The sequence below is a fragment of the Propionivibrio sp. genome (assembly GCF_029255185.1).
In the GTDB taxonomy this organism is placed as follows: Bacteria; Pseudomonadota; Gammaproteobacteria; order Burkholderiales; family Rhodocyclaceae; genus Propionivibrio.
This window is the reverse complement of the sequence record NZ_JAPUVO010000052.1, coordinates 1-21,599: the sequence shown is the minus strand read 5'-3', so window position 1 is coordinate 21,599 and position 21,599 is coordinate 1. Positions and strand designations below refer to the sequence as shown.

The window sequence follows — 21,599 nt, the reverse complement described above, 5'->3', positions numbered from 1 at the left end:
GGAATCAGGAGGACGAAGACGAGCGGTACGATCAGATGAAGCTCGAACTGGGGTAAGCCGCCAAGGGCGGCTCAAGGTTTCATGGGCGCCTTTGAGGCGCTCACAATCTCAAGCCACCGGCTTTGCCGGTGGTATCTGACTTTTCTGCAGCTAAGTAAGATTTCCGTTGCTCTCCGCCTAGCATGAAGTAGCGCTGGAACAAGGCCTTTTGCTTACTTGCTTCCTTGTTGCTGGCCAGATCATTGATTAGGCCAAGAATCTCAAGATCGATCTTTTTCCAAGCCGCCCATTCTTTGACCAGCACATCCCAGAGTGCTAATTCTTCCGCGGCTTTTGGAATGCTTTGATAGTCATTCCATGCGCCATCGATCGTTTTCCAGTAGAGCTGCTTGTCCTTGGCAATGGCTTCAAACTGATCTTTGGCGTCAGTGTCGTTTTCCCACAGGCCGACTTCGAAGTTGCTCGACTTCAAGCCTAGTTGTGCTTCGCGGATGGCCTGCAGAGCAATTACCGAAGGCAAACGATTGCGCCCGATTTCCTTTACCCCATCGACTCCGCTGCGGATGCCGAGAAAACCGGTCAGGATGACAGCCAATAGGGCCATTAAAGCAAGGCCTGATAGGGCAATCAGCTTACCTCGAAGACTGAGTGCGCCAAGCATATTCATCGATATATCTTTCTTACTATGAAATGTTGTTCATTTCGGTTTGAAAATATGCGATAAGGATATGATATTCATCATTAAGCTTTACAAGCCGGTCGATAGTACAACAAATTGTTATTGACTGGTTGTTGCGAGTTGTCGCTCATGGTCGTGATGCATTAGCTCTCGGCTATAATCGCGGCTTCGTGTAGTGCGCCTTCGCCTTCACTCAGGTTTCCCTAACCTTTTCAGTCAATTGCTATGGCCGACATTCTTTTTCTGCGCGGTAATCACGCGTTTTCCGCTTTTCGCCTTCAAGTTTTGCAGCAACGTATAGAGGGTGTTGTGCCAGGCGTGTCCATTGCCAGCGCCGAATACTGGCATGTCGTCAAGCTGTGCAAGGAGCTCGGCGATGCAGAGCGAACACTGTTGGCCGCCCTGCTTGAGGAGCGAGATGAAGCAGGCGCAGCGTGCGCAGAACTTTTTCTTGTCACCCCGCGCATCGGAACCATTTCGCCATGGTCATCGAAGGCTACCGACATTGCCTGGAACAGCGGTTTGCAGGCAGTTGAACGCATCGAGCGCGGTATCGCTTATTATCTTGAAGCGCCGCAGGGTGGATTCTCCGATGAGCAACGGGCACAGATCTCAGTCATGCTGCATGACCGCATGACCGAAACCGTGCTTGATGATTTCGCGCAAACGGCCGAACTTTTCCGACACTTCCCGCCCCGCCCGATGACCACCATCGATCTGCTTGGCGGTGGCCGTGCTGCGCTGGTCGAGGCCAACAGTCGCTTCGGAATGGCGCTCTCAGACGACGAGATCGACTATCTGGTCGACCTGTTTGTCATCAAGACCGGCCGCAATCCGACCGATGTCGAACTGATGATGTTCGCGCAGGCCAATTCCGAGCACTGCCGGCACAAGATATTCAACGCCGCTTGGGTGATCGACGGTCAGCCGCGTAGTGAAACGCTGTTTGGCATGATTCGCGAGACGCACAAGGCGCATCCGCAAGGCACCGTCGTCGCCTATTCCGACAACTCGTCGGTCTTTGCCGGGGCGCCTGTGGCGCGCTTTTCTCCTGGCGCTGATGGCAGCTATGTCTGGAACGAGGAGTTGACGCATATTCTGGCCAAGGTCGAAACGCACAACCATCCGACGGCGATTTCGCCTTTTCCCGGCGCGGCCACCGGCTCCGGCGGCGAAATTCGCGATGAAGGGTCGACTGGGCGCGGCTCCAAGCCGAAGGCCGGGTTGTGCGGTTTCTCGGTATCCAACCTCTATCTGCCTGAGGCGCTGCAAGCCTGGGAAAGCCAGAGTGCGGGCTACGGTCGTCCATCACGCATCGCCTCGGCGCTGGATATCATGCTCGAAGGCCCGGTTGGTGCCGCAGCGTTCAACAACGAGTTCGGCCGCCCCAATCTCACAGGCTACTTCCGCACCTACGAGCAGCTCGTCGGCGTTGGCGCTGACGCCGTCGTGCATGGCTATCACAAGCCGATCATGGTCGCCGGCGGCGTTGGCAGCATCGCCGACAGTCAGGCCCTCAAGGCGGCGACTTTTGCGCCGGGAACCCTGCTTATCCAGCTTGGCGGGCCGGGCATGTTGATCGGCCTGGGCGGCGGCGCAGCGAGTTCGATGAGTACCGGCAGCAATAGTGAAGACCTCGATTTTGCTTCCGTGCAGCGTGGCAATCCGGAAATGCAGCGGCGCGCGCAGGAAGTCATCGACCGCTGCTGGCAGATGGGTGCGCCGCAAGGCGACGCCTCAGTGCCGGGTGCAGGCAATCCGATTCTCTCGGTGCATGACGTTGGCGCTGGTGGCATCTCCAACGCCTTTCCTGAACTGGCGCACGGCGCCGGTTGCGGTGCGCATTTTGAACTGCGCGACGTGAAGATCGAGGAGCCGGGAATGTCGCCGGCCGAGATCTGGAGCAACGAAGCGCAGGAACGCTACGTGCTGGCCATCCCGCCCAGCCGTCTGCCCGAATTCAAAGCGCTCTGCGAACGTGAGCGTTGCCCGTTCGCGGTGGTTGGCGTGGCGACGGCCGACAAGCGTTTGGTCGTCGCCGACCGTCATTTTGCCAACAAGCCGGTCGACATGGAGATGGACGCGCTGCTCGGCAAGCCGCCGCGCATGACGCGCGAGGTCGGGCATCTGCCTTCGCCTGAGCTTCCCTTTGATCCGACCTCCGTCGAATTGAAAGACGCCGCTTATCGTGTGCTGCGCCTGCCGGCCGTGGCCGACAAGACCTTCCTGATTACCATCGGCGATCGCAGCGTCGGCGGACTCACCGCGCGTGACCAGATGGTCGGGCCTTGGCAGGTGCCGGTTGCCGATGTGGCCGTGACGACCATGGGTTACCGGACGACGCTCGGTGAAGCCTTCGCCATGGGCGAGCGCACGCCGCTGGCCATCCTCAATGCACCGGCGTCGGGCCGCATGGCAATCGGTGAGGCGCTGACCAATATCGCCGCAGCCAATATCGCCAAACTGGGCGACGTCAAGCTGTCGGCCAACTGGATGGCCGCTGCCGGCGCGCCGGGCGAAGATGCCCGCCTGTTCGACACGGTACGCGCCGTTTCCGACCTTTGTCAGCAGATCGGTGTTTCGATTCCGGTCGGCAAGGATTCGCTCTCGATGCGTACCGCCTGGGACGACGCGGGGCAGCAGAAGCAGGTCGTCTCGCCACTGTCACTGGTTGTTACCTCATTTGCGCCAGTGCAGGATGCGCGCCGCACCCTGACGCCGCAGCTAAAGCTCGATGCCGGAGATAGCGATCTGCTGCTGATCGATCTGGGCGCTGGCCGCAATCGTCTCGGCGGTTCAGCGCTGGCGCAGGTCTTCAACGCGACCGGATCGGAAGCGCCGGATGTCGATGAGCCGGCGCGGCTGGCGGCTTTTTTCACCGCCATCCAGCAATTGGCCGGCAAGAATCTGTTGCTCGCCTATCACGACCGCTCTGACGGTGGCCTGTTTGCTGCCCTCGTTGAAATGGCCTTCGCCGCGCATTGTGGCGTGTCGCTGGATATGGACGGCCTGTGTTTTGATCCGCTGAGCAACGACGTCGATGGCGCCGAGAAAAAGCCCGATTTGCTGCGCGGTCGCGCCTTCGAGCTATTGATTTGCGCACTGTTTAACGAGGAACTCGGCGCCGTGCTGCAGATCCGCCGCGCCGATCGTACCCAGGTGATGAACCTGTTGCGCGCGGCCGGTCTTGGCGCGTGTACCCATTTCATCGGCTCGCCTAATTCTTGGGATGAAGTCCGCGTCATTCGCAACGCCAGGACAGTGCTCAGGGAGAAGCGCGTCGATCTGCAGCGTGCCTGGTCGGAGACAAGCTTTCGCATGCAGTCGCTGCGCGACAACCCGGAATGCGCGCAGCAGGAATATGACCGCATTCTTGACATACAAGATGCCGGTCTTTCGTTTTCGCTCTCCTTCGATCCGGCCGAAAATGTCGCTGCGCCAATGATCAATATCGGTGCCCGTCCGCGCGTCGCCATCCTGCGCGAACAGGGCGTCAACGGCCACGTCGAAATGGCTGCGGCCTTCGATCGCGCGGGCTTTGCAGCAGTCGATGTGCATATGAGCGACATTCTTTCCGGCCGTCTTTCGCTTGCGCAATTTACGGGCGCGGTGGCCTGCGGTGGTTTCTCCTACGGCGATGTGCTCGGTGCCGGCAAAGGCTGGGCGCGAACGATCCTGTTCAATGGTCGCGCGCGCAGCGAGTTCTCCACTTTCTTCGCTCGTGGTGATGCCTTTGCGCTCGGCGTGTGCAATGGTTGCCAGATGATGAGCGCACTTAAGGAGCTAATTCCCGGTGCGCAGGCTTGGCCGCGTTTTGAGCGCAACCGGGTCGAGCAGTTCGAGGCGCGTTTCACCATGGTCGAACTGCCCGAATCGCCGTCACTGTTCTTTGCCGGCATGGCCGGCAGCCGCTTGCCGGTGGTTGTCTCGCACGGCGAAGGGCAGGCCAGCTTTGATTCCGCCGAGCAGCAGGCCAGCGCACTGGTGGCCATGCGCTACCTGGATAACGCCGGTCGGCCGAGCGAGGTCTACCCATATAACCCGAACGGCTCGCCGGACGGCATTACCGGCGTCACCACCACCGACGGCCGCTTCACGATTATGATGCCGCACCCCGAGCGCGTCTTCCGCAGCGTGCAAATGTCCTGGCATTCCGATGGCATGGGCGAAGACTCGCCATGGCTGCGCATGTTCCGCAATGCACGGAAGTGGGTGGGGTAGGAAGCACTTTCAACGCAGAGATCGCAGAGAAAGACAAAAAAATCATTTTTCCGCCGTGGTGACAAAAGGCACACATCGGCGTAGCACTCCCTTATGAAACCATTTCGCTGGAATCCTGAGAAAAACGAGACCGTCAAAGCAGAGCGGGGGATTTCGTTTGAGGGCGTTGTTGTCTCAATCGAGGCCGGTGGGTTGCTGGACATCCTGGCTCACCCAAACCAGGCGAAGTATCCCAGACAACGCGTTCTCGTCGTCGCATGTGCAAATGTGCCTTCTTGGTGGCGTTTGTCGAAGAGGGAGACTATTTTTTTCTCAAAACTTGACGAACGTGCGCTATAGCGTACCACTTAAGCAAAGTGCCAATCTGCGTTGCGGCAAATTAGCGCTGGAAAATCATTGGAGTATGGTTTACCCTGAACAACGTAGCCGGTTGCCTCCAAGGCCATTTCTACGATGATTCAGAGTACGGCAATTAGTCCAGCCACGACAGGTTTCGGATTCGAGAACCTCGCCCGTTTCGCCGCGCAGGCGTCGAAGCAGCTTGCAGTGTCGTCCCGCTCGGGGGATTCAGAGAATCCTGTGACTTCCTCTACGTCTCAGGTAAAGCAGTTAACGCCGGAAGAACAGCAACAGGTTCAACAACTCAGGCAGACGGATCGCCAGGTTCGCGCTCACGAGCAGGCCCATCTTGCGGTCGGCGCCGATCTGGTGCGCGGTGGCCCATCCTACAGCTATCAGACGGGTCCGGATAATCAACGCTATGCCGTTTCCGGTGAGGTTTCGATCGATACCTCGCCCGGTCGGTCGCCAGCAGAAACCATTCCCAAGGCACAGCATATACGCGCGACGGCCTTGGCTCCCGCCGAACCGTCCCCTCAGGATAATAGCGTCGCAGCGCAGGCCAGCAGCATGGAGAGCGAAGCACGAATAGAGCTTGCCGTGCAGCAGCGTGAACAAGCGACCAGTGCAGACCGGGGGAACGCCCGTTTATATCAGGGCGTGGAGCAGAGCGACAAGAGGCCGGTTGGCGTACGGCTTGACCTCTTTGCCTGACCTGCCCGCTGCCGTTTTAGCGTTGCTTCTCGTGCTTGCCCCGGTGCGAGCAGTTCGGTTTGGTGCATTCTGCATAGAGGTAGAGCGCATGTTCCTGAATGACAAAACCACGATCCTTGGCGATCTTTTTCTGGCGGCGCTCGATGTCTTCGTCGTAAAACTCTTCGACACGATCGCAGTTAATGCACACCAGATGGTCGTGGTGTTTTCCGGCATTGATCTCGAAAACCGCCTTGCCTGATTCGAAGTGGTGGCGTTCGAGGAGGCCAGCCTGTTCGAACTGGGTCAGTACGCGATAGACGGTGGCCAAGCCGATGTCCATGTTCTCGCCCAGCAGCAAGCGATAGACGTCGTCGGCTGTCATGTGCCGCACCTCGGCGTGTTCGAAAAGTTCGAGAATCTTCAGGCGGGGGAGTGTGGCTTTGAGCCCCATGCTTTTCAGGTCGGTAGATTTGCTCATAGGTTCGGCTTGGTCAGTAAAGAGGGGGAGCGTTCTTTTCGGTTATGATATACCCGATGCTAAGATTTCTAGTGCTCAGCTTGCATTGCAAAGCGTATTTCCGACTATTTGCCAAGAAACATCCCGCGCATGACTCTTTCTCGATTTGCCAGATTAACCTTCTTGGTGGCAGCCTTCTGTGGTTGTTCATCGGTGCCACGCATCGTCAGTGAATACAAAATTGACGTTCAGCAGGGCAACGTTCTGACCCAGGATATGGTGTCTCAGCTCAGGCCCGGTCTTACCAAGGATCAAGTTCGCTTTATCCTCGGCACGCCAGTACTTATGGATATGTTCCATGCCAATCGCTGGGAATATGTCTATCGCTTGCAAAAAGGGAGTACCGGTGCTGTCGAGATGAGAAAGTTTTCAGTTTTTTTTGACGCCAGCGACAAACTGGTCAGTGTGAGTGGCGATGTGATGGCGGCGCAGGCAGCAGATGCTTCGGCGGTCCCGGAGAGTCGGACGCGCGAGATCGATCTTGGTTCGATTGCTGTGGACAGCGTGGCGCCGCCGCTCGAAGAAAAAGGTTTTTTTGGAAAAATGAGGGAAAGCGTAGGTTTCTAAGGATGAATGAGGTGAAGATTGCCGTCGTTGGCGCTTGTGGCCGCATGGGGCGGATGATTATCGAGGCTATTCTGAAAAATGGCGAGGCGACGCTGATCTCGGCAATTGATCAGCCGGGAACGCCTGCAATCGGCAAGGATGCCGGCGAACTGGTCGGGATGCCCTGCGGCGTATTGGTCAGTAGCGACGTCGAGGCAGGGATCGCCAGAGCCGATTGCCTGATTGATTTTACCCGTCCGCAAGGAACGCTTGAGCATCTCGATATTTGCCTTCGGCATAAGGTGTCTATAGTCATCGGGACGACCGGTTTTGACGAGGCAGGCAAAGAGGCAATCGCTGCTGCTGCGCGAAAAATTCCGGTTGTTTTTGCGCCGAACATGAGTGTTGGCGTTAACGTGGTTTTCAAGCTGCTCGATACGGCGTCGCGCATCCTTTCTGAAGGGTATGACATAGAGATTGTCGAGGCGCATCACAAACACAAAATTGACGCTCCTTCCGGAACGGCGCTACGCATGGGCGAGGTGGTCGCGCAGGCGCTCGGGCGTGACCTGAAAAAATGTGCAGTCTATGGCCGCGAAGGCGTTACCGGGGAACGCGATCAGTCCACCATCGGTTTTGCCACGGTGCGCGGCGGTGACATCGTTGGCGACCACACTGTGATGTATTGCGGTACCGGGGAGAGGGTTGAGATCAGCCATAAGGCTGGCAGCCGCATGCCATATGCTTTGGGCAGTCTGCGCGCCGCACGCTTCTTGGCCAACCAGCCGAGTGGCTTGTTTGACATGCAGGATGTTTTGGGTTTGCGCTGAACGCTTTCAGCCCAACGCAAAGCCGGGCCTCCCCGAATGAAATCCCAGATTTTGGCTGGAAAGCTCCGCGAAATTTTTGGCGGAGACGGCGAAAACGAACTAAGGCAATTACTGGCCGAGGCAGCGCAAGACCATCCTCTTCTGTCGCTCGGGACCATGAAATTTCTGTATGCCGCAGATGCGCTGATCACCCAGCTTTTCGGCGTGCATCAACTCCAGTCTGAACTTTCCAGCGACGCCTTCTCGGACTGGAATCTCAAAAGCGGTCAAATCGACTCCGGTAAACAGTGGAAAGTGCTGTTGGGCTATGACGACGGCGATCTGGAAGATACCATCGCCTGCTGGCGGCAACTGGTGCAGCCGGATGACCTGCTGGTTTTTGACTCGGCGATTACCGCCTGTGTGGCCGGCAAGTCGCGTTTTTTTCAGGCCGAATGCCGGTTGAAAACCAAGGATGGGCACTGGAAGTGGCTATTCCTGAAAGGCTCGGTAGTCGCCCGTGATGCTGTGGGTGAACCCATGCGCTTCTTGCTGTTGCATCGTGATATCAAGGACTTCAGGCAGTCTGAAGCGGAGGCACTGACGGCCAGGGAAGCGGCTGAAACAGCCAATCGGGCACGCAGTTATTTCATGGCCAATATGAGCCACGAGTTGCGCACGCCGATGAATGGGATCATCGGCATGACCGAACTGGCGCTCGACACCCAGCTTGACGCCGAGCAGCGACACTATCTGAAGACGGTCAAGTCTTCGGCCGAATCGCTGTTGGCCATCGTCAATGACATTCTCGATTTTTCAAAGATCGAGGCTGGCAAGCTGCGCTTTGAGGAGATCCCGTTTTCGCTCTCCAATCTAGTTTTTGAAGCCGTTCGTACGCAGGCGGTGGTGGCTCACAAGAAAGGCCTGGAAGTCATCGTTTCAGTGGCGCCCAGTGTCCCACCCAGGGTGGTCGGCGACCCGACACGCGTACGCCAGGTAATCTCAAACCTGGTCGGCAACGCCGTAAAGTTCACCAAAAAAGGGGATGTTTTGGTTGATGTCACGGTCGAGGAACGCGCCACGGCTTCAGTACTGCTGCGCTTTGCGGTCCGGGATAGCGGCATCGGTATCCCGGTTTCCCGGCAGGGTGCGATTTTTGAAGCATTTTCACAGGCTGATGATTCAACGACGCGGCGTTTTGGCGGAACAGGCCTGGGATTGACAATTTGCGCCCACCTGGTGCAGATGATGAGCGGACATATCTGGCTCGACAGTGTTGAAGGCGAAGGTTCCTGCTTCTATTTTACCTGTCGTTTGGGTGTTGATTCGGCTGGTGTGGCGGCAGCGCCGGATTTACAGTTCAGTACGCGACGAGCGCTGTTGCTGGTTAGTCATCCAGTTCTTGCCGCCCAGTTGCTGGCCTTTTTCGCGCGCATCGGAATGCAAGCCACACATTTGTCCGAAGCACAGGCAGCGGTTGATGCAATCGAGAAATCGAGAACTTTCGGTTTTCATTACGACTTTGTTTTTGTCGACGCGCAGATGCCAGCGCCTGGTGGCGTGACATTGGCCGAGTCGTGGCAGGGCAGCGCTCACCCTGAAAAATTGATCATGCTGCTCGATACCGACCAGCAAAGGCAAAGTTTGAAGCACCTGCGCGAGCTTGGTGTTGATGCCCATTTGGTCAAGCCGATTGCTCCCGAAGATCTGATTGAAGCATTGAAGCTGGTCTGTGGCCTGAAGAGCGAGGACAAATCTCTGCTCGATTCTTTCGACATCGTTGATCAAACGCGAGTTGGCGAAGCACCGCAAATCGAAGTGCTGCTGGCCGAAGACAATCCGGTCAATCAGGAGCTTGCCGAACGTTTGCTGAAAAAACGGGGCTATCGCGTCACGCTGGCTAATAATGGTGCCGAGGCGGTGGATTACTTCGAGAAAATGCACTTCGATTTCATTTTCATGGATTTGCAGATGCCGGTCATGGACGGTATCGAAGCCGCCGAGTCGATACGTTCCCGTGAAATGAGGCGCAGCTGGGTTAGCTCACAGGAGTTCAAGCAAACCTACATTATCGCCATGACCGCCAACGCCATGGATGGAGATCGTGAGCGCTGTTTGCAGGCCGGCATGGACGATTACCTCTCCAAGCCGATTAAAGCGCAAGAGCTTTACGCCACCATTGATCGTTGTCTTGGTTTGGAAGCTGAAGATGACTCGATTGCGCGGGAGCCAGTCTACGCGCGCGCCGAGGTTTCGCTTGATCTGGCTGCGGCATTGTGCGATCTGGGCGACCACGACCTGCTGTTGACTATGGCCGGAATGATGGTCAAGGAGTGGGGCCAGCATTTGTCACGGATTCAATCTGATGTGCGCAACAAGAACGCGGCTCAGCTTAGTATGAATGCACACACAGTCAAGAGTTTGTTTGCCATTTTTCACGCCGAAGGGGCGCGGCGTATGGCGCTTGAACTGGAACATGCCGCCAAGTCGGTTGAGGGCGTCGACTGGGAGCGTTGCGCCCAGTTTGCCGACGTTCTGGCGCTGGAAATGACTCGGCTGAAGCCTGAAATGGAACGCTTTGTTCGCGGCGAAATTGTCATTTGACAGCGTATGACAAGGGGAGCGACGGCCAAAAAAAGGAACGAAGTGCACGGGAGAAAGTGTTTTCCAGTTCAGGTATGAGCGCCTAGCCACGCTGTCCGCACGGTGAATTTGTTCTAACCGTGGACGACGCTGTCCGTCTCACACCTGTACAACCTGCGCCAGAGCGCCGGCTATCAGGCCCAGCGCAATTGATGTTTTTACCGAAAAATCGTGTTTAGATTAGTGGGGGCTGGTTCAGAAATAAGGGCACTTATTTACAATTTACAGTTACAATGTAGTCACATTTTGCTTGAGGGCATCATGTCTATCGCCATCCGAGAATTAAAATCTGGGCTTTCCCGCATGCTGTTGCGCGCGCAGGCGGGAGAAATCATTGAGATAACCTCCCACAACAAACCGATCGCCCGAATCATTGGCATCCCACAGCAGACCGGTGATGGCCTTCGTGACCTGATCATCCATGGCGCCCTGAGTTGGAGCGGTGGAAAGCCGCAATTACAGCCGCCCTTGGGAATCGAAGCACGCGGAACATCGGTCAGCCGGATGGTGATGGAGAATCGGGATTGATTCTGTTCTGCGATACATCGGCGCTGGTCAAGTTATACATCAAGGAAGATTCCAGCGACGTCATGCGAATCCTCGCGGAATCGGCCTCTGCCATCGCGGTGTGCCGCATTGCTTGGGCCGAATTCATGGCCGCATTGGCGCGTCGGTCGCGCGAGGATCCTGCCGATGTAGAGATCGTGGATGCCGTCCGACGCCGGTTGCGCACTGACTGGCTCCGTTATGCCATCGTTGAAGTGACACAGCCCTTGATGGAACTCGCGGGCGAATATTCCGACATCTTTGCCTTACGGGGTTACGACAGCGTCCAACTCGCTGCCGCCCGTACTTTGCAGGAATCGGCCAACGAAGAATTGCATTTCGCGTGTTTCGACACCCGCCTGCGTAAATCGGCCAAAGTGTTAGGAATGACAATCACTTCTCCTTGAGGTTTCTGAACGCAACGCGACGATAGCTCGATGCCGCCGGCAATACCCAGACCTACGGCGTCACCTCGCCAGTCACGCCACCCAAGTCCCCTACAGCGACCCCAGCGCCGAACAACATGGCACAGAACGCCAGCCCAAGCACGGGCAGCACACCATCGACCACCGCCTTCCGCATCGATTGGCAAGGCAGCGTGCCGGTGCTGAGCAAACCGGCCGATGACGACTGGCTGGTCGATTATTTAGCCACGCGCCCGGCGCCGAAGAGCTTGGGCGGAACTGACCGGGCTGGGACCGGGCTGGTGATGAAGCTGGAGGGGTGAGGCGGGCGGTTTTTGAAACTTGATCACATTTCAAGAAAGGTTCGACTTTCAGGAAGTAGTATATACTCAGGCATATACTGTTGAGACCTGTGAGGAGTACCAAAATGATGGAAGCTCGTATTGCCAAGCTGTTCAAGAACGGAGCCAGTCAAGCCGTTCGTCTTCCAGCCGAGTTCCGTTTCGATGGAGACCAAGTGTATGTCACGCGGGACGATGCAACCGGTGATGTCGTGCTGTCGAACCGACCCAGTGCGAAGTCCTGGGGCGCGTTATTCGAACTGCTGCACGCAGTCGACCCAAACACCGACTTTATGGACAAGCGCCCAATGAATGTGGTGTCGCAAGAACGCGGTATTTTTGAAGAGGAGTCTGCGCCTCACGGCAAAGTCGGTGACTTGTGATGCTACATATGCTCGACACCGATACGGCGAGTTACCTTATTAAAGGGAGGTCGCCCTCCATAGAAAGCAAATTGGCTGCTCTCTCGCCGTCGATGGTCTGCATCTCGGCGATGACTCGAGCAGAATTGCAATACGGATTGAAGCACTTGCCTGCAGAGCATCGGCTGCATCTGGCGGTGCGTCAGTTTCTAAAATTCATTCGCGTTTTGCCATGGGACGCCGAGGCGGCAGACTGGTACGCCGAAATCCGCCATCAACTCACCCGTTCAGGGCAACTGATCGGTGAGCTGGACACGATGATAGCGGCACACTCACTGTCGGCCGGCGCTGTACTGGTTACGAACAACAGTCGGCATTACGAGCGGATCGAGGCGCCACTGATCTTGGTAAATTGGGTGTAGTGTTTCCTGGGTCTGTTATAAACGAGGCGACACGATCATCGTCTTGCTGTGCGGTGGCGATAAGAGCAAGCAAACAAAAGACATCAAGGCGGCAAAGCGCCCTGCTGCTGAATGGGGTGAATGAAATGGCTGAAAAACTGAGCACCTACGATCCCGCTGAGGATTTGACTTCTGACGAAGCAATGGCAATCTTCATGGCCGACGCGTTCGAGGCGAATGACGCCGGTTACATCGCGCACGCGCTTGGCGTAGTCGTTCGCGCAAAGGGCATGGCGCAAATTGCCGGACAAACTGGACTTTCCCACGAGCAACTTTACCGTTCTTTCAGCGAGAACGGTAATCCGATCCTGCAGGGCAATCGCACTCGAACATCATAGTAGGGTAAGCCCGAGCAAATCTATGCGAGCATCATCATCCCAGCCTATCACTTTGCGCTTGCGTCGCATGCTTTTCTTGGGATCTGAGGTGTCTTGCCGCAACAGGTTCAAAGCCATCTTGGTCAGCAACGAAAAGTTTTGCGGAGCATTATCTTTGACAAGACGGCGCGAATCTTCCCTGAAGATGACATCAAGGCTCTAGTGGAGTCGGTTTTTTATGCCCCAGTGATCGCGGACGGCGCCCGCGAATGCTTCGGTGGCGAGTTCTCCCGATGCAATGTAATACCGGGTCTCCAGAACGGATTATTGCCCTTGGACCGTACGCACCGAATCGACTCGCTATGCACCGGGCTAACGCCTGGCCTCGCCGATTCTCTGAGCGTCTTGCCATCAATGGCCTCGTTCTCGCGCAGCGCGCCTACAACGCCTCTGATCCATTTCCTGAACACCTTCTCAAACTTGCTCAGGATCGAGAATCCGGAAGATGCGGTTAAAGGTGTCGTGCGAAGGAATGCCGTTTTCCAAGCGCAAAAACCTCTCAACCAAGGTTCTTTCTTCCGCGCCCATTCGGCCATGTCCTCAAATCCTTCGACCTCCGCAAAAATGGCGCAGATGGAAATCACCAGTATTTCTACCAAATCATGGCGCTTGCCGTTGCCCGTTCTCGGGTCATCAATCTCGGCAAGGCAAACGACAAAACTTCTCTTTTTCGGGACCATTTTCTCTCGCGCAAAAGACGAGAGTAGAGCAGAATTTAACAGAGTTTACAAGACATGTGCATAATCCGACGATTGTAAACGGCTTTTTCTGTGGGTCAACTACAATGGCATTTTAGGCGGTCTATGCGCCACGAGGCGAGAGTACCGATGCGGAGCACTGGGACGGACCGACCTGTAGTAGCGATGAAGGCTGGTAATGCGGCTGGGGCGAAGGGGCCGGATCAAGCCGCTGCATTTGGCGTTCAACTGGAAATAGGAAGAGGCGGATGAGTGCAGCAAAACCATTACCATTGACAAATGGCAAGTGTATGAAGCGTATCAGGCGGTAAAAACCAATGCGGGCGCGGCCGGCGTGGATAAGCAGACCATCGCGGACTTTGAACAGGATATGAAGGGGAATCTTTACGAGATATGGAATCGGATGTCTTCGGGAAGCTACTTTCCGCCGCCGGTCAAAGCGGTCGCCATTCCGAAGAAGAATGGTGGGGAATGTATCTTTCTTCAAGCATTTTCGCGCCTTGATCTACTACTTTCCGTTCGATGCGTGTGTGAACGCAATGGATAATGCTCACTTATGTGTCGTAGCCCCTCTTCAAGGAAAAAATCGACGTGATTGTTGAATTGACATCCGGTCCTGACATCGCGGCTGCCAAAAATCTCATAAAGCGTAACGGCCTTTCTTTCGAAGAAGGCTTCGATGAGTTGTTCGGCATTCATGAATCTGACGAACTCGTTGCTGTCGGTGCGCGTGCTGGGAATATCCTAAAAATGCTGATCGTTGAGCCGTCGCACCAGGGTGGCCCGTTGCTGGGCGAAATGGCTACAGCGCTCGTTTCCAGAGGTTTGGATGCCGGTTTTGAGTCCCTGTTCATCTATACCAAACCCGAATATGTCCGGACCTTTGAGGCGCTGAACTTTACACTGCTGGCCAACCAGGGTCGGGCGGCGCTGCTCGAATACGGCAACGGCCTCAGGAATTGGCTTGCCGCAAAGCGGTCATTGGTCAGGACGGGAATGAACGGTGCTGTCGTCATGAACTGCAATCCATTTACCAAGGGCCATCTCTATCTGGCGGAAAGTGCTGCGCGTCAGGTGGATAACCTGTACCTCTTTGTTGTGCGCGAAGATCGCTCGCTTTTTCCTTTTGATGTCCGTTTCCGCCTGGTGCAGGAGGGGGTACGCAACATTAGCAATGTTATTCTTCTCGACACGTCGCGCTACATCGTCAGTGGCGCGACGTTTCCTACCTATTTTCTCAAGCAGGACGATCCAGTAGCCCGTATTCAAATGGAACTCGACATTACCCTGTTTTCGTCGCGGATTGCCCCATTCTTTGGCATTACCCGCCGCTTTGTCGGCACCGAGCCGAACTGCAAGCTGACCAACAGTTATAACGACACGATGAAACGTTTATTGCCGGATTACGCTATCGAATTGGTTGAAATTGAGCGAAAAGAAGCCTTGTCCGGTGTCATCAGCGCCTCTCGGGTACGCGAACTGATGGCGCGTAACGAGCTTGCGCAATTGGATGACTACGTACCGGCCAGCACCCTCGCATTTCTTGCTAGCGAGGCGGCTGAGCCCATTCGAAGACAACTGCAATTTGACATGAGGAGGTAGTACATGAATATTTTGAAGAGAGGGCAGGCCGGCACCATGCAGTCCAGTGACCTGATGGTCATTGTGGAGCCGGCTGACAAGCTGATCATTGAAATCGAATCGACAGTAAAGAAGCAGTTCGAGCACCTGATTCGCGCCAGGCTTGAGCAGGTTCTTGACAAATTCGGGGTTGCGTCCGGCAGGATCAGCATTAGCGATCGCGGCGCGCTCGATTACGCCATAGAAGCACGACTTGAAACCGCTCTGCAGCGGGCTGGAGGGGCATGATGGATAGCAACGATAAAGGCGTGTGGTACAAGGAATACAAGCAGGGGCGACGTTTTCTGGTCAAGATTCGTCCCGGTGAAAGTCTGGTAGAGAGCATCAAGCAGATTGCCAGTAAGGAAGTCATTCATAACGCGGTGATTCTCTCCGCCATCGGTTCGGTCAAGAATGTCCACCTGAACGACATCAAGAGCGGTGCCAAGTTGCCAATCACATCGGCAAGGTTAACTTTTCACGAATTGGAAGGCCCGTTGGAGTTGCTCTCGCTGAGCGGAAATATCGTACCGGCCGAGTCAGGGCAGGCCAACTGTCACCTGCATATCATGGCCAGCAAATCATCCGGCGACGTGGTCGGAGGGCACATGCAGGACGCCGAGGTGTTTGCTACCTGCGAGATCGTGCTGGTTGAACTTGTCCTTGAGGGTATCGAACGGCATCTCTCCAAATCCGGCGGTACCCCAACCATTTTCTTCGCCGAGGAGTAAACACATGGCTGAGTACCAATTACGCCGGACACTGCTCTACGTGCCGGGTAACATGCCATCGATGTTGCAGAACATCCCGCTCTTTCAGTGTGATGCCGTCATCATTGACCTTGAAGATGCTGTTCCGCTCAGCGAGAAGGATGCGGCACGTATACTGGTGAGGCGTTTCCTCGAGAGTTACAAGGAGCGTAACAAGGAAATCCTGGTTCGCATCAATGGACTGGATACCAAGTGGGCATTGGACGATCTGAAGGCGGTTCTTCCCTCCATTCCTGACGGCATTCGTTTGCCCAAGGCCGATTCGCCTGAAATCGTCGAACGTCTCGACACTCTGCTTACCGAATATGAAGAAGAGCTTGGCCTGGGTATCGGCCATTTCAAAATTCTGCCCTCGATTGAAACGGCGCAAGGCGTGATCAATGCCACCAGGACGGCGCGTGCATCGACGCGCTTGATCGGCCTTGCCTTCGGCGCCGAAGATTACACGGCAACCATGGAAATCAACCGCACCAAGACCGGCGAGGAACTTTTCAACGCCCGCATGAATGTCCTCTGGGCGGCGAAAGCGGCCGGCATCCAGGCGATCGATTCGATTTTTTCCGACGTCAATGACATGGAGGCCTTGCGCGTTGAAACCGAGCTGATCAAGCGACTCGGTTTTACCGGCAAGTGCATGGTCAATCCGCGCCAGACCGATGTGATTCACGACGTATTTGCGCCCAAGCAAGATGAGATCGACTACGCCCTGCAAGTCATGGACGCCATCAAGCGTGCCCGTGAAATGGGCACCGGCGTCATTTCACTGAAAGGCAAGATGATCGATGTGCCAATCGTCATACGCGCTGCTCGCGTTTTACGCACCGCCCACGCTCATGGCATGGTCGATGTCGTCATAAATGAGGAGGATATCCATGGTGCTGAATAGTCTGGGGCGGCAGATACCGGAGACATTTTCCGGGAAAAAGCTGATTCCCTACAGTGATCCCTGGTCCTTGCAACCGCATGCGGAGCGCTCAACCCGGGCGATCCGGCGCTTGACCCATAACGGCAGCAAGCTGGTCGGTGGACTGAAGGATGCAATCATTGCTGTCGGCCTAAAAGATGGCATGACCATTTCGACGCACCACAGTCTGCGCAATGGCGACCAGCTGCTCAACGATCTGGTCAAGGAAATTGATGCCCTCGGCATTCGCGATATTAAGATTGCATCGAGCTCAATCCACATCGTTCATGCCGAGCTGATTCCCTACATCCGTAAAGGCGTGATTACCGGATTCGAATGCGGTGTCAACGGCCTGATCGGTGAACTGGTTTCCAAAGGCGAACTGGATTGCCCGATCGTCGTTCGTTCGCACGGCGGCCGGGCGCGCGCCCTGATTACCGGCGAGATTCCAGTCGATGTCGCCTTCCTGGCCGCGCCGTATTGCGACGAGTATGGCAACTTCAACGGCTTCTATGGCCCGTCTGCCTGCGGCAGCCTTGGCTACGCGCAGGTTGACGCACAACACGCACACAAGGTGGTCGCTGTTACTGACAATCTGGTGCCATTCCCGGCCGTCCCGGTCGGTATCCCGCAGTCGGTGGTGGACTTTGTCGCTCAGGTGTCAAGACTTGGCGATCCGAAAAAAATCGTTTCGTCGACGACCCGCATCACCACCGATCCGATCGGTCTGCAGATTGCAAAATATGCCGCCATGGTGATTGAGTCCTCCGGCTATGTCAAAGACGGATTTTCCTTCCAGACCGGGACGGGCGGCATCTCGCTGGCCGTCGCCGAGAATGTGCGCAACATGATGCGCCAAGGCAAGATCAAGGGCAGCTTTGGTTGTGGCGGAATTACCGGCAATTTCGTCGATATGCTGGAGGAGGGGCTGTTTGAAGCCTTGTTCGACGTTCAGTGCTTCGACCTGAGAGCGGTTGAATCCATTGGGCGAAACCAGAAGCATCAGGAAATGACCGCCGGTATGTATGCCAATCCGTTCAACTGCGGTTCGGTTGTCAATCGCCTTGATTGCGCCATCCTGAGCGCTACAGAAATTGACGTCAATTTCAACGTCAACGTTAATACCGAGTCAATGGGCTACCTGCTGCACAATACCGGTGGACACTGCGACGTGGCTGCCGGTGCCAAGGTTTCGATCGTCGTCGCGCCTTCGATCCGCGGACGCCTGCCCATCGTTCGCGATGAGGTGACGACAATAACGACGCCAGGGGAGACGGTCGGCGTCATCGTTACCGAGCGGGGTGTCGCCGTTAATGACAATCTTCCGGAATTGAAGGCGGAACTGATCAGGCGACGCGCACCGGTCAAGGACATTCGTCAGTTGCGTGACGAAATCTACGCAGTGACCGGTGTTCCGAGGCCGATCGAGTTCGTGGACAAGATTGTCGGTCTGGTTGAATACCGTGACGGTTCAATCATTGACGTCATCAGACAAGTCTGTCCGTAGTCTCCTGGATGCCAGAGACCAGAGGCAGGCTGCGCTTTCTCAGGTATTGAGCGCAGGCCATCCTGCGACAGTTTTTCTGTCGCTGAATATTCCTGGTTTGGAAAAATCGCCACCGGGTTCCGAGACACTTTTTTTGTCGATGCTTGACGAATTCTCACTGACGTTTCCTGGTCTGTTGCAGCCCGAAAAATATTACGATGTCCTTGGGCCTTACGCGATCATGGCGTTTGAAATGGATCCGCTTGAAGCAAAAAAACACTGCATTGCCCTTGAGACAAGTAATCCTTCTGCTCGCTTGATTGATCTGGATGTCTATTCCGCGCAAGGTAATCAGATCGACCGAGCCAGCCTCGGCTTTCCCGCACGTCCCTGTCTTGTCTGCCAATGTCCGGCCGTCGACTGCATCCGCCTGAAGCGGCATTCACCTGTCGAAGTCATTGCCAAAACACATGCACTGCTTAGCTCTTTCACAGCTTGAGTTGCTGGCCGCTGCCCTGGTCAAAGGAGCTAGCATGGAACTCTATCTGACGCCCAAGCCCGGACTCGTCGACCTGGCCGATTGCGGTTCACATCCCGATCTATCGATTTGCACCATGGAGCGTTCAATTCAATACGTTTCCGACTATCTGGATGAAATGGTCAGTTCCCTGGCTGCGGGTGAAGCCTTCGTGCACCAGAGACATATCGGGGTGCGTGCCGAACAGCGTCTGCTGGAGCAGCTTGGAACCAATACCCATAAAGGCTTTATCTTTCTTAGCGGCATGTTGCTGATCGCCCGCTGGCATGCCGCTTCTGCGGATGAGTACGCCATTCGCCAGGCTTTGTCCGCGCTGGCCGTCGAATTCTTCAAAAACGTTGCAGAGCAATCGACCAACGGTCGACAGGCGAGAAGGAAATACCAGGCCGGTGGCATTGTCGTCGAGTCGATCAGAGGTTTCCCCTCCATTTTTGAAGAAGGGCTGCCTGTTTTTCGCCAAGCCATGAAACAGCACGACTGTTTCCGAGCCGCCTCCTTTGCCATGCTGGCGCGCCTGATGCAGACCGTCGAGGACACCACCACCCTGCATCGTGCTGGTTCGCAGGGGCTTTCCAGAGTGAAGCGCGACGGCCACCAACTCGAACAAATTGTTGCCGAAGGCGATGACTATATTGCCTTCCTCAAAGAACTCAATCGTACTTATATCCGGATGAATATCACCACTGGGGGGATTGCTGACATGCTTGGAATCGCTTACGGCTGTCTGCTGGCCAGTGGTGAAATTTCGTAGAACAGTGGGGCATTTCTGGAACACGGATGCCGGATACAAATTTTTACAAACTACTAAGAATGGCGCGAATCCCTGTTACCCACTGGCTTGCGAACTAGTGTCAGGAGTGCTGCCAAGGCCGTGGAGGTTCCACGAGTCGTGGAAGGAGTGCACAATGCAAAGTCTCTTTCTGGTATGGCAATCGTTGCTGGTCGAGCAATGGAAAAGCACCAACCTGTCAGAGAGCAAATTCGTTGGAGAAGTGGCTTGTGATGGTTTCGGTCAAACGGATGATTGGCGGCGTGATTGCGACGGTATTGGCCGTGGCGTTGACTTTGTCATCGTCCAGCGCCGCTGCCCCGTCCACCCCCGACGTTCGTGAAAAACCCCGGCAGGGCAGCGCTCAGAGCGCACAACCGGCACGCAACCCGCGTGACGCAAAACGCCCCTATGCCAGGCGGAACGAGGGCAGCGAGGCTGCGCGGGCGCAGCGCCTTTCCCCTGAGGAACGGCGGCAGTTGCGGCGCGATGTCAAGGACGCCGGGCGGCAGATATATCCGTCGCGCCGCTAGTCATATTCTCGATACTCACGCCTGCTACGTTTGGAAACAGAGCACATGCAACACTTGCGAAGGAATACTCCCGTGAGCGAAATTGATGTGCCAACTGCCGAAAACCCTTCAAGCCACTTCCCGGTGATACGCCGGATTGAGATCGGCGCCATCCCAGACTGGCTACGTGCGGGTTGGCGAGATGTTTGCCGGGGCGGCCCGGCCAGCCTCTTTTACGGTGTTTGTTTTGCTGCCGCCGGCTGGCTGATGCAGGCGGTGTTTGCTAAAGCCTATGCACTCTTCGCCGGGCTAACGACCGGCTTCCTGCTGCTTGGCCCCTTTCTGGCGATGGGGCTTTACGACCTGAGTCGACGCATCGAACTCGGGTTGCCATTCAAGCTAGCCCCCAGTCTTGCGTCCTGGCGCTCCAATCTGGCCAATGTCGGCTTGTTTGCCGCACTGTTGGCTGTTGTCTTGCTCGTCTGGGCGCGCGCATCGATCGTCATCTTCGCCCTTTTTTTCAATGGTGGCTTGCCGACCTTTGCCGACGTCGTGCGTACCGTCCTTACTTTCGAACAGCCCGTTTTTGCCTTCGTCTACTTTGCCGTCGGTGGTTTCTTTGCGGCCTTCGTTTTTGCCATTAGCGTCATCGCCGTGCCGCTCATGCTCGATCGCAAGACCGATGCCGTCACCGCAGCCATCGCCAGCCTTATTGCCTGTGGCCGCAACCTGGGGCCGATGCTGCTGTGGGCCGTTTGCATCGTACTCCTCGTCAGCATCGGTTTTGCGACATTCTTTGTTGGTCTGATTGTGACCATGCCGGTGATCGGTCACGCCACCTGGCACGCCTATCGGGAGGTAGTCGCCCCGGAAGATCAGCAGACCAAAGTCGCCGCGCGCTGATTGGCGCCCGGCCCTTGCTACAAGATAGTTGTGGTTCTGCCGGCAGCGGAGCAGCAAGCAAGTTTTAATAAAATGTGCTTGACGGGGTAAATTCAAGTTTGCTATAGTTCGCCCCCTCGCACCACAGCCGGTTAGTCGGAAACGACGAAGCAGACAGTTTGAAAAAACGCTGTGTTGATGAGGCGAAGAAAAAACGTCAAATGCTTTCTCTTCAAAATCACGGACGCGGGGTGGAGCAGTCTGGCAGCTCGTCGGGCTCATAACCCGAAGGTCACAGGTTCAAATCCTGTCCCCGCAACCAAGCAGTACGCTCTTTAAAAACATGACAATTGATAGGTGTGGGTTCTTGGTCTAGTTGATTATGCTTAGGCATAAGGCAACGAGATGTAAGCAACTCGCACGATGTAGAGAAAGTCTGACTATTTGGGAGACTGGGTAGTTGGGACGTCAAGCGAGGG

The 21,599-nt window shown here is 55.8% G+C and carries 23 protein-coding genes, 1 tRNA gene and 1 pseudogene; 22 read left to right on the top strand and 3 right to left on the bottom strand.

Annotation, left to right across the window (positions count from 1 at the left end; genetic code table 11):
- Nucleotides 1-100: 100 nt before the first annotated feature.
- The gene (locus tag Q1J43_RS01610; RefSeq protein WP_301100547.1) at nucleotides 101-667 is read right to left on the bottom strand and encodes an MCP four helix bundle domain-containing protein; all 567 of its coding nucleotides are present in this window, start codon (nucleotides 665-667) and stop codon (nucleotides 101-103) included.
- A gap of 237 nt (nucleotides 668-904) precedes the next feature.
- Between Q1J43_RS01610 and purL the strand changes: the two genes are divergently transcribed.
- Nucleotides 905-4,900 (top strand): phosphoribosylformylglycinamidine synthase, encoded by a 3,996-nt coding sequence (gene purL / locus Q1J43_RS01605; protein ID WP_301100546.1) that lies wholly within the window; start codon nucleotides 905-907, stop codon nucleotides 4,898-4,900.
- 579 nt (nucleotides 4,901-5,479) lie between these two features.
- A complete protein-coding gene (locus tag Q1J43_RS01600; protein WP_301100545.1) occupies nucleotides 5,480-5,953 on the top strand; it encodes a putative metalloprotease CJM1_0395 family protein in 474 nt (157 codons plus the stop codon).
- A 16-nt stretch (nucleotides 5,954-5,969) separates the two neighbouring features.
- Here Q1J43_RS01600 and fur read toward each other — a convergent pair whose 3' ends face one another.
- Nucleotides 5,970-6,413 carry a ferric iron uptake transcriptional regulator gene (gene fur, locus Q1J43_RS01595; RefSeq protein ID WP_301100544.1) on the bottom strand — a complete coding sequence of 148 codons (444 nt, stop codon included), beginning with the start codon at nucleotides 6,411-6,413 and terminating at the stop codon, nucleotides 5,970-5,972.
- A 129-nt stretch (nucleotides 6,414-6,542) separates the two neighbouring features.
- Between fur and bamE the strand changes: the two genes are divergently transcribed.
- From bamE to Q1J43_RS01550, 9 genes are all read left to right on the top strand, one after another.
- Entirely contained in the window at nucleotides 6,543-7,019 is a 477-nt protein-coding gene (gene bamE / locus Q1J43_RS01590; protein ID WP_301100543.1) for an outer membrane protein assembly factor BamE, read from the top strand.
- Between the two features lie 2 nt (nucleotides 7,020-7,021).
- Entirely contained in the window at nucleotides 7,022-7,828 is an 807-nt protein-coding gene (gene dapB / locus Q1J43_RS01585) for a 4-hydroxy-tetrahydrodipicolinate reductase (protein WP_301100542.1), read from the top strand.
- 36 nt (nucleotides 7,829-7,864) lie between these two features.
- Complete coding sequence (locus tag Q1J43_RS01580; protein ID WP_301100541.1) at nucleotides 7,865-10,411, top strand: response regulator; 2,547 nt, start codon at nucleotides 7,865-7,867, stop codon at nucleotides 10,409-10,411.
- Nucleotides 10,412-10,711: 300 nt separating this feature from the next.
- Nucleotides 10,712-10,978 carry a type II toxin-antitoxin system prevent-host-death family antitoxin gene (locus tag Q1J43_RS01575; RefSeq protein ID WP_301100540.1) on the top strand — a complete coding sequence of 89 codons (267 nt, stop codon included), beginning with the start codon at nucleotides 10,712-10,714 and terminating at the stop codon, nucleotides 10,976-10,978.
- Nucleotides 10,975-11,403, top strand: coding sequence for a type II toxin-antitoxin system VapC family toxin (locus Q1J43_RS01570; protein ID WP_301100539.1), 429 nt, complete (start codon nucleotides 10,975-10,977; stop codon nucleotides 11,401-11,403). Before Q1J43_RS01575 ends, Q1J43_RS01570 begins: the two co-directional genes overlap by 4 nt.
- A 116-nt stretch (nucleotides 11,404-11,519) precedes the next feature.
- Complete coding sequence (locus Q1J43_RS01565) at nucleotides 11,520-11,723, top strand: hypothetical protein (protein ID WP_301100538.1); 204 nt, start codon at nucleotides 11,520-11,522, stop codon at nucleotides 11,721-11,723.
- A 104-nt stretch (nucleotides 11,724-11,827) separates the two neighbouring features.
- Nucleotides 11,828-12,124 (top strand): AbrB/MazE/SpoVT family DNA-binding domain-containing protein, encoded by a 297-nt coding sequence (locus tag Q1J43_RS01560; protein ID WP_301100537.1) that lies wholly within the window; start codon nucleotides 11,828-11,830, stop codon nucleotides 12,122-12,124.
- A gap of 8 nt (nucleotides 12,125-12,132) precedes the next feature.
- Nucleotides 12,133-12,525, top strand: a complete 393-nt coding sequence (locus Q1J43_RS01555; RefSeq protein WP_301100536.1) for a type II toxin-antitoxin system VapC family toxin — start codon at nucleotides 12,133-12,135, stop codon at nucleotides 12,523-12,525.
- A 125-nt stretch (nucleotides 12,526-12,650) separates the two neighbouring features.
- Nucleotides 12,651-12,902 (top strand): addiction module antidote protein, encoded by a 252-nt coding sequence (locus Q1J43_RS01550; protein WP_301100534.1) that lies wholly within the window; start codon nucleotides 12,651-12,653, stop codon nucleotides 12,900-12,902.
- Nucleotides 12,903-13,355: 453 nt separating this feature from the next.
- Here the strand turns inward: Q1J43_RS01550 and Q1J43_RS15845 are convergent.
- Nucleotides 13,356-13,621 (bottom strand): annotated as a pseudogene (locus Q1J43_RS15845) (transposase family protein).
- 304 nt (nucleotides 13,622-13,925) lie between these two features.
- On the opposite strand from Q1J43_RS15845, the gene Q1J43_RS01540 reads away from it, so the two are divergent.
- From Q1J43_RS01540 to Q1J43_RS01490, 11 genes are all read left to right on the top strand, one after another.
- On the top strand, nucleotides 13,926-14,186 hold the full coding sequence (locus Q1J43_RS01540) for a hypothetical protein (RefSeq protein ID WP_301100532.1): 261 nt from the start codon (nucleotides 13,926-13,928) through the stop codon (nucleotides 14,184-14,186).
- Between the two features lie 44 nt (nucleotides 14,187-14,230).
- Nucleotides 14,231-15,241: a [citrate (pro-3S)-lyase] ligase gene (gene citC, locus Q1J43_RS01535; protein WP_301100531.1), complete on the top strand. Its 1,011-nt coding sequence runs from the start codon at nucleotides 14,231-14,233 to the stop codon at nucleotides 15,239-15,241.
- 3 nt (nucleotides 15,242-15,244) lie between these two features.
- A complete protein-coding gene (citD, locus tag Q1J43_RS01530) occupies nucleotides 15,245-15,508 on the top strand; it encodes a citrate lyase acyl carrier protein (RefSeq protein WP_301100530.1) in 264 nt (87 codons plus the stop codon).
- Nucleotides 15,505-15,990: a PPC domain-containing DNA-binding protein gene (locus Q1J43_RS01525; RefSeq protein WP_301100529.1), complete on the top strand. Its 486-nt coding sequence runs from the start codon at nucleotides 15,505-15,507 to the stop codon at nucleotides 15,988-15,990. The genes citD and Q1J43_RS01525 overlap by 4 nt, the downstream gene beginning before the upstream one ends.
- A 4-nt stretch (nucleotides 15,991-15,994) precedes the next feature.
- The gene (locus tag Q1J43_RS01520; RefSeq protein ID WP_301100528.1) at nucleotides 15,995-16,915 is read left to right on the top strand and encodes an aldolase/citrate lyase family protein; all 921 of its coding nucleotides are present in this window, start codon (nucleotides 15,995-15,997) and stop codon (nucleotides 16,913-16,915) included.
- Nucleotides 16,902-18,440, top strand: coding sequence for a citrate lyase subunit alpha (gene citF / locus Q1J43_RS01515; RefSeq protein ID WP_301100527.1), 1,539 nt, complete (start codon nucleotides 16,902-16,904; stop codon nucleotides 18,438-18,440). The genes Q1J43_RS01520 and citF overlap by 14 nt, the downstream gene beginning before the upstream one ends.
- Entirely contained in the window at nucleotides 18,412-18,918 is a 507-nt protein-coding gene (locus Q1J43_RS01510; RefSeq protein WP_301100548.1) for a citrate lyase holo-[acyl-carrier protein] synthase, read from the top strand. Before citF ends, Q1J43_RS01510 begins: the two co-directional genes overlap by 29 nt.
- Nucleotides 18,890-19,708, top strand: a complete 819-nt coding sequence (locus tag Q1J43_RS01505; protein ID WP_301100525.1) for a triphosphoribosyl-dephospho-CoA synthase — start codon at nucleotides 18,890-18,892, stop codon at nucleotides 19,706-19,708. The genes Q1J43_RS01510 and Q1J43_RS01505 overlap by 29 nt, the downstream gene beginning before the upstream one ends.
- 233 nt (nucleotides 19,709-19,941) lie before the next feature.
- Nucleotides 19,942-20,259 (top strand): hypothetical protein, encoded by a 318-nt coding sequence (locus Q1J43_RS01500; protein ID WP_301100524.1) that lies wholly within the window; start codon nucleotides 19,942-19,944, stop codon nucleotides 20,257-20,259.
- A 72-nt stretch (nucleotides 20,260-20,331) separates the two neighbouring features.
- Nucleotides 20,332-21,141, top strand: coding sequence for a DUF2189 domain-containing protein (locus Q1J43_RS01495; RefSeq protein ID WP_301100523.1), 810 nt, complete (start codon nucleotides 20,332-20,334; stop codon nucleotides 21,139-21,141).
- A gap of 224 nt (nucleotides 21,142-21,365) precedes the next feature.
- Nucleotides 21,366-21,442, top strand: a tRNA-Met gene (locus Q1J43_RS01490).
- Nucleotides 21,443-21,599 lie beyond the last annotated feature (157 nt).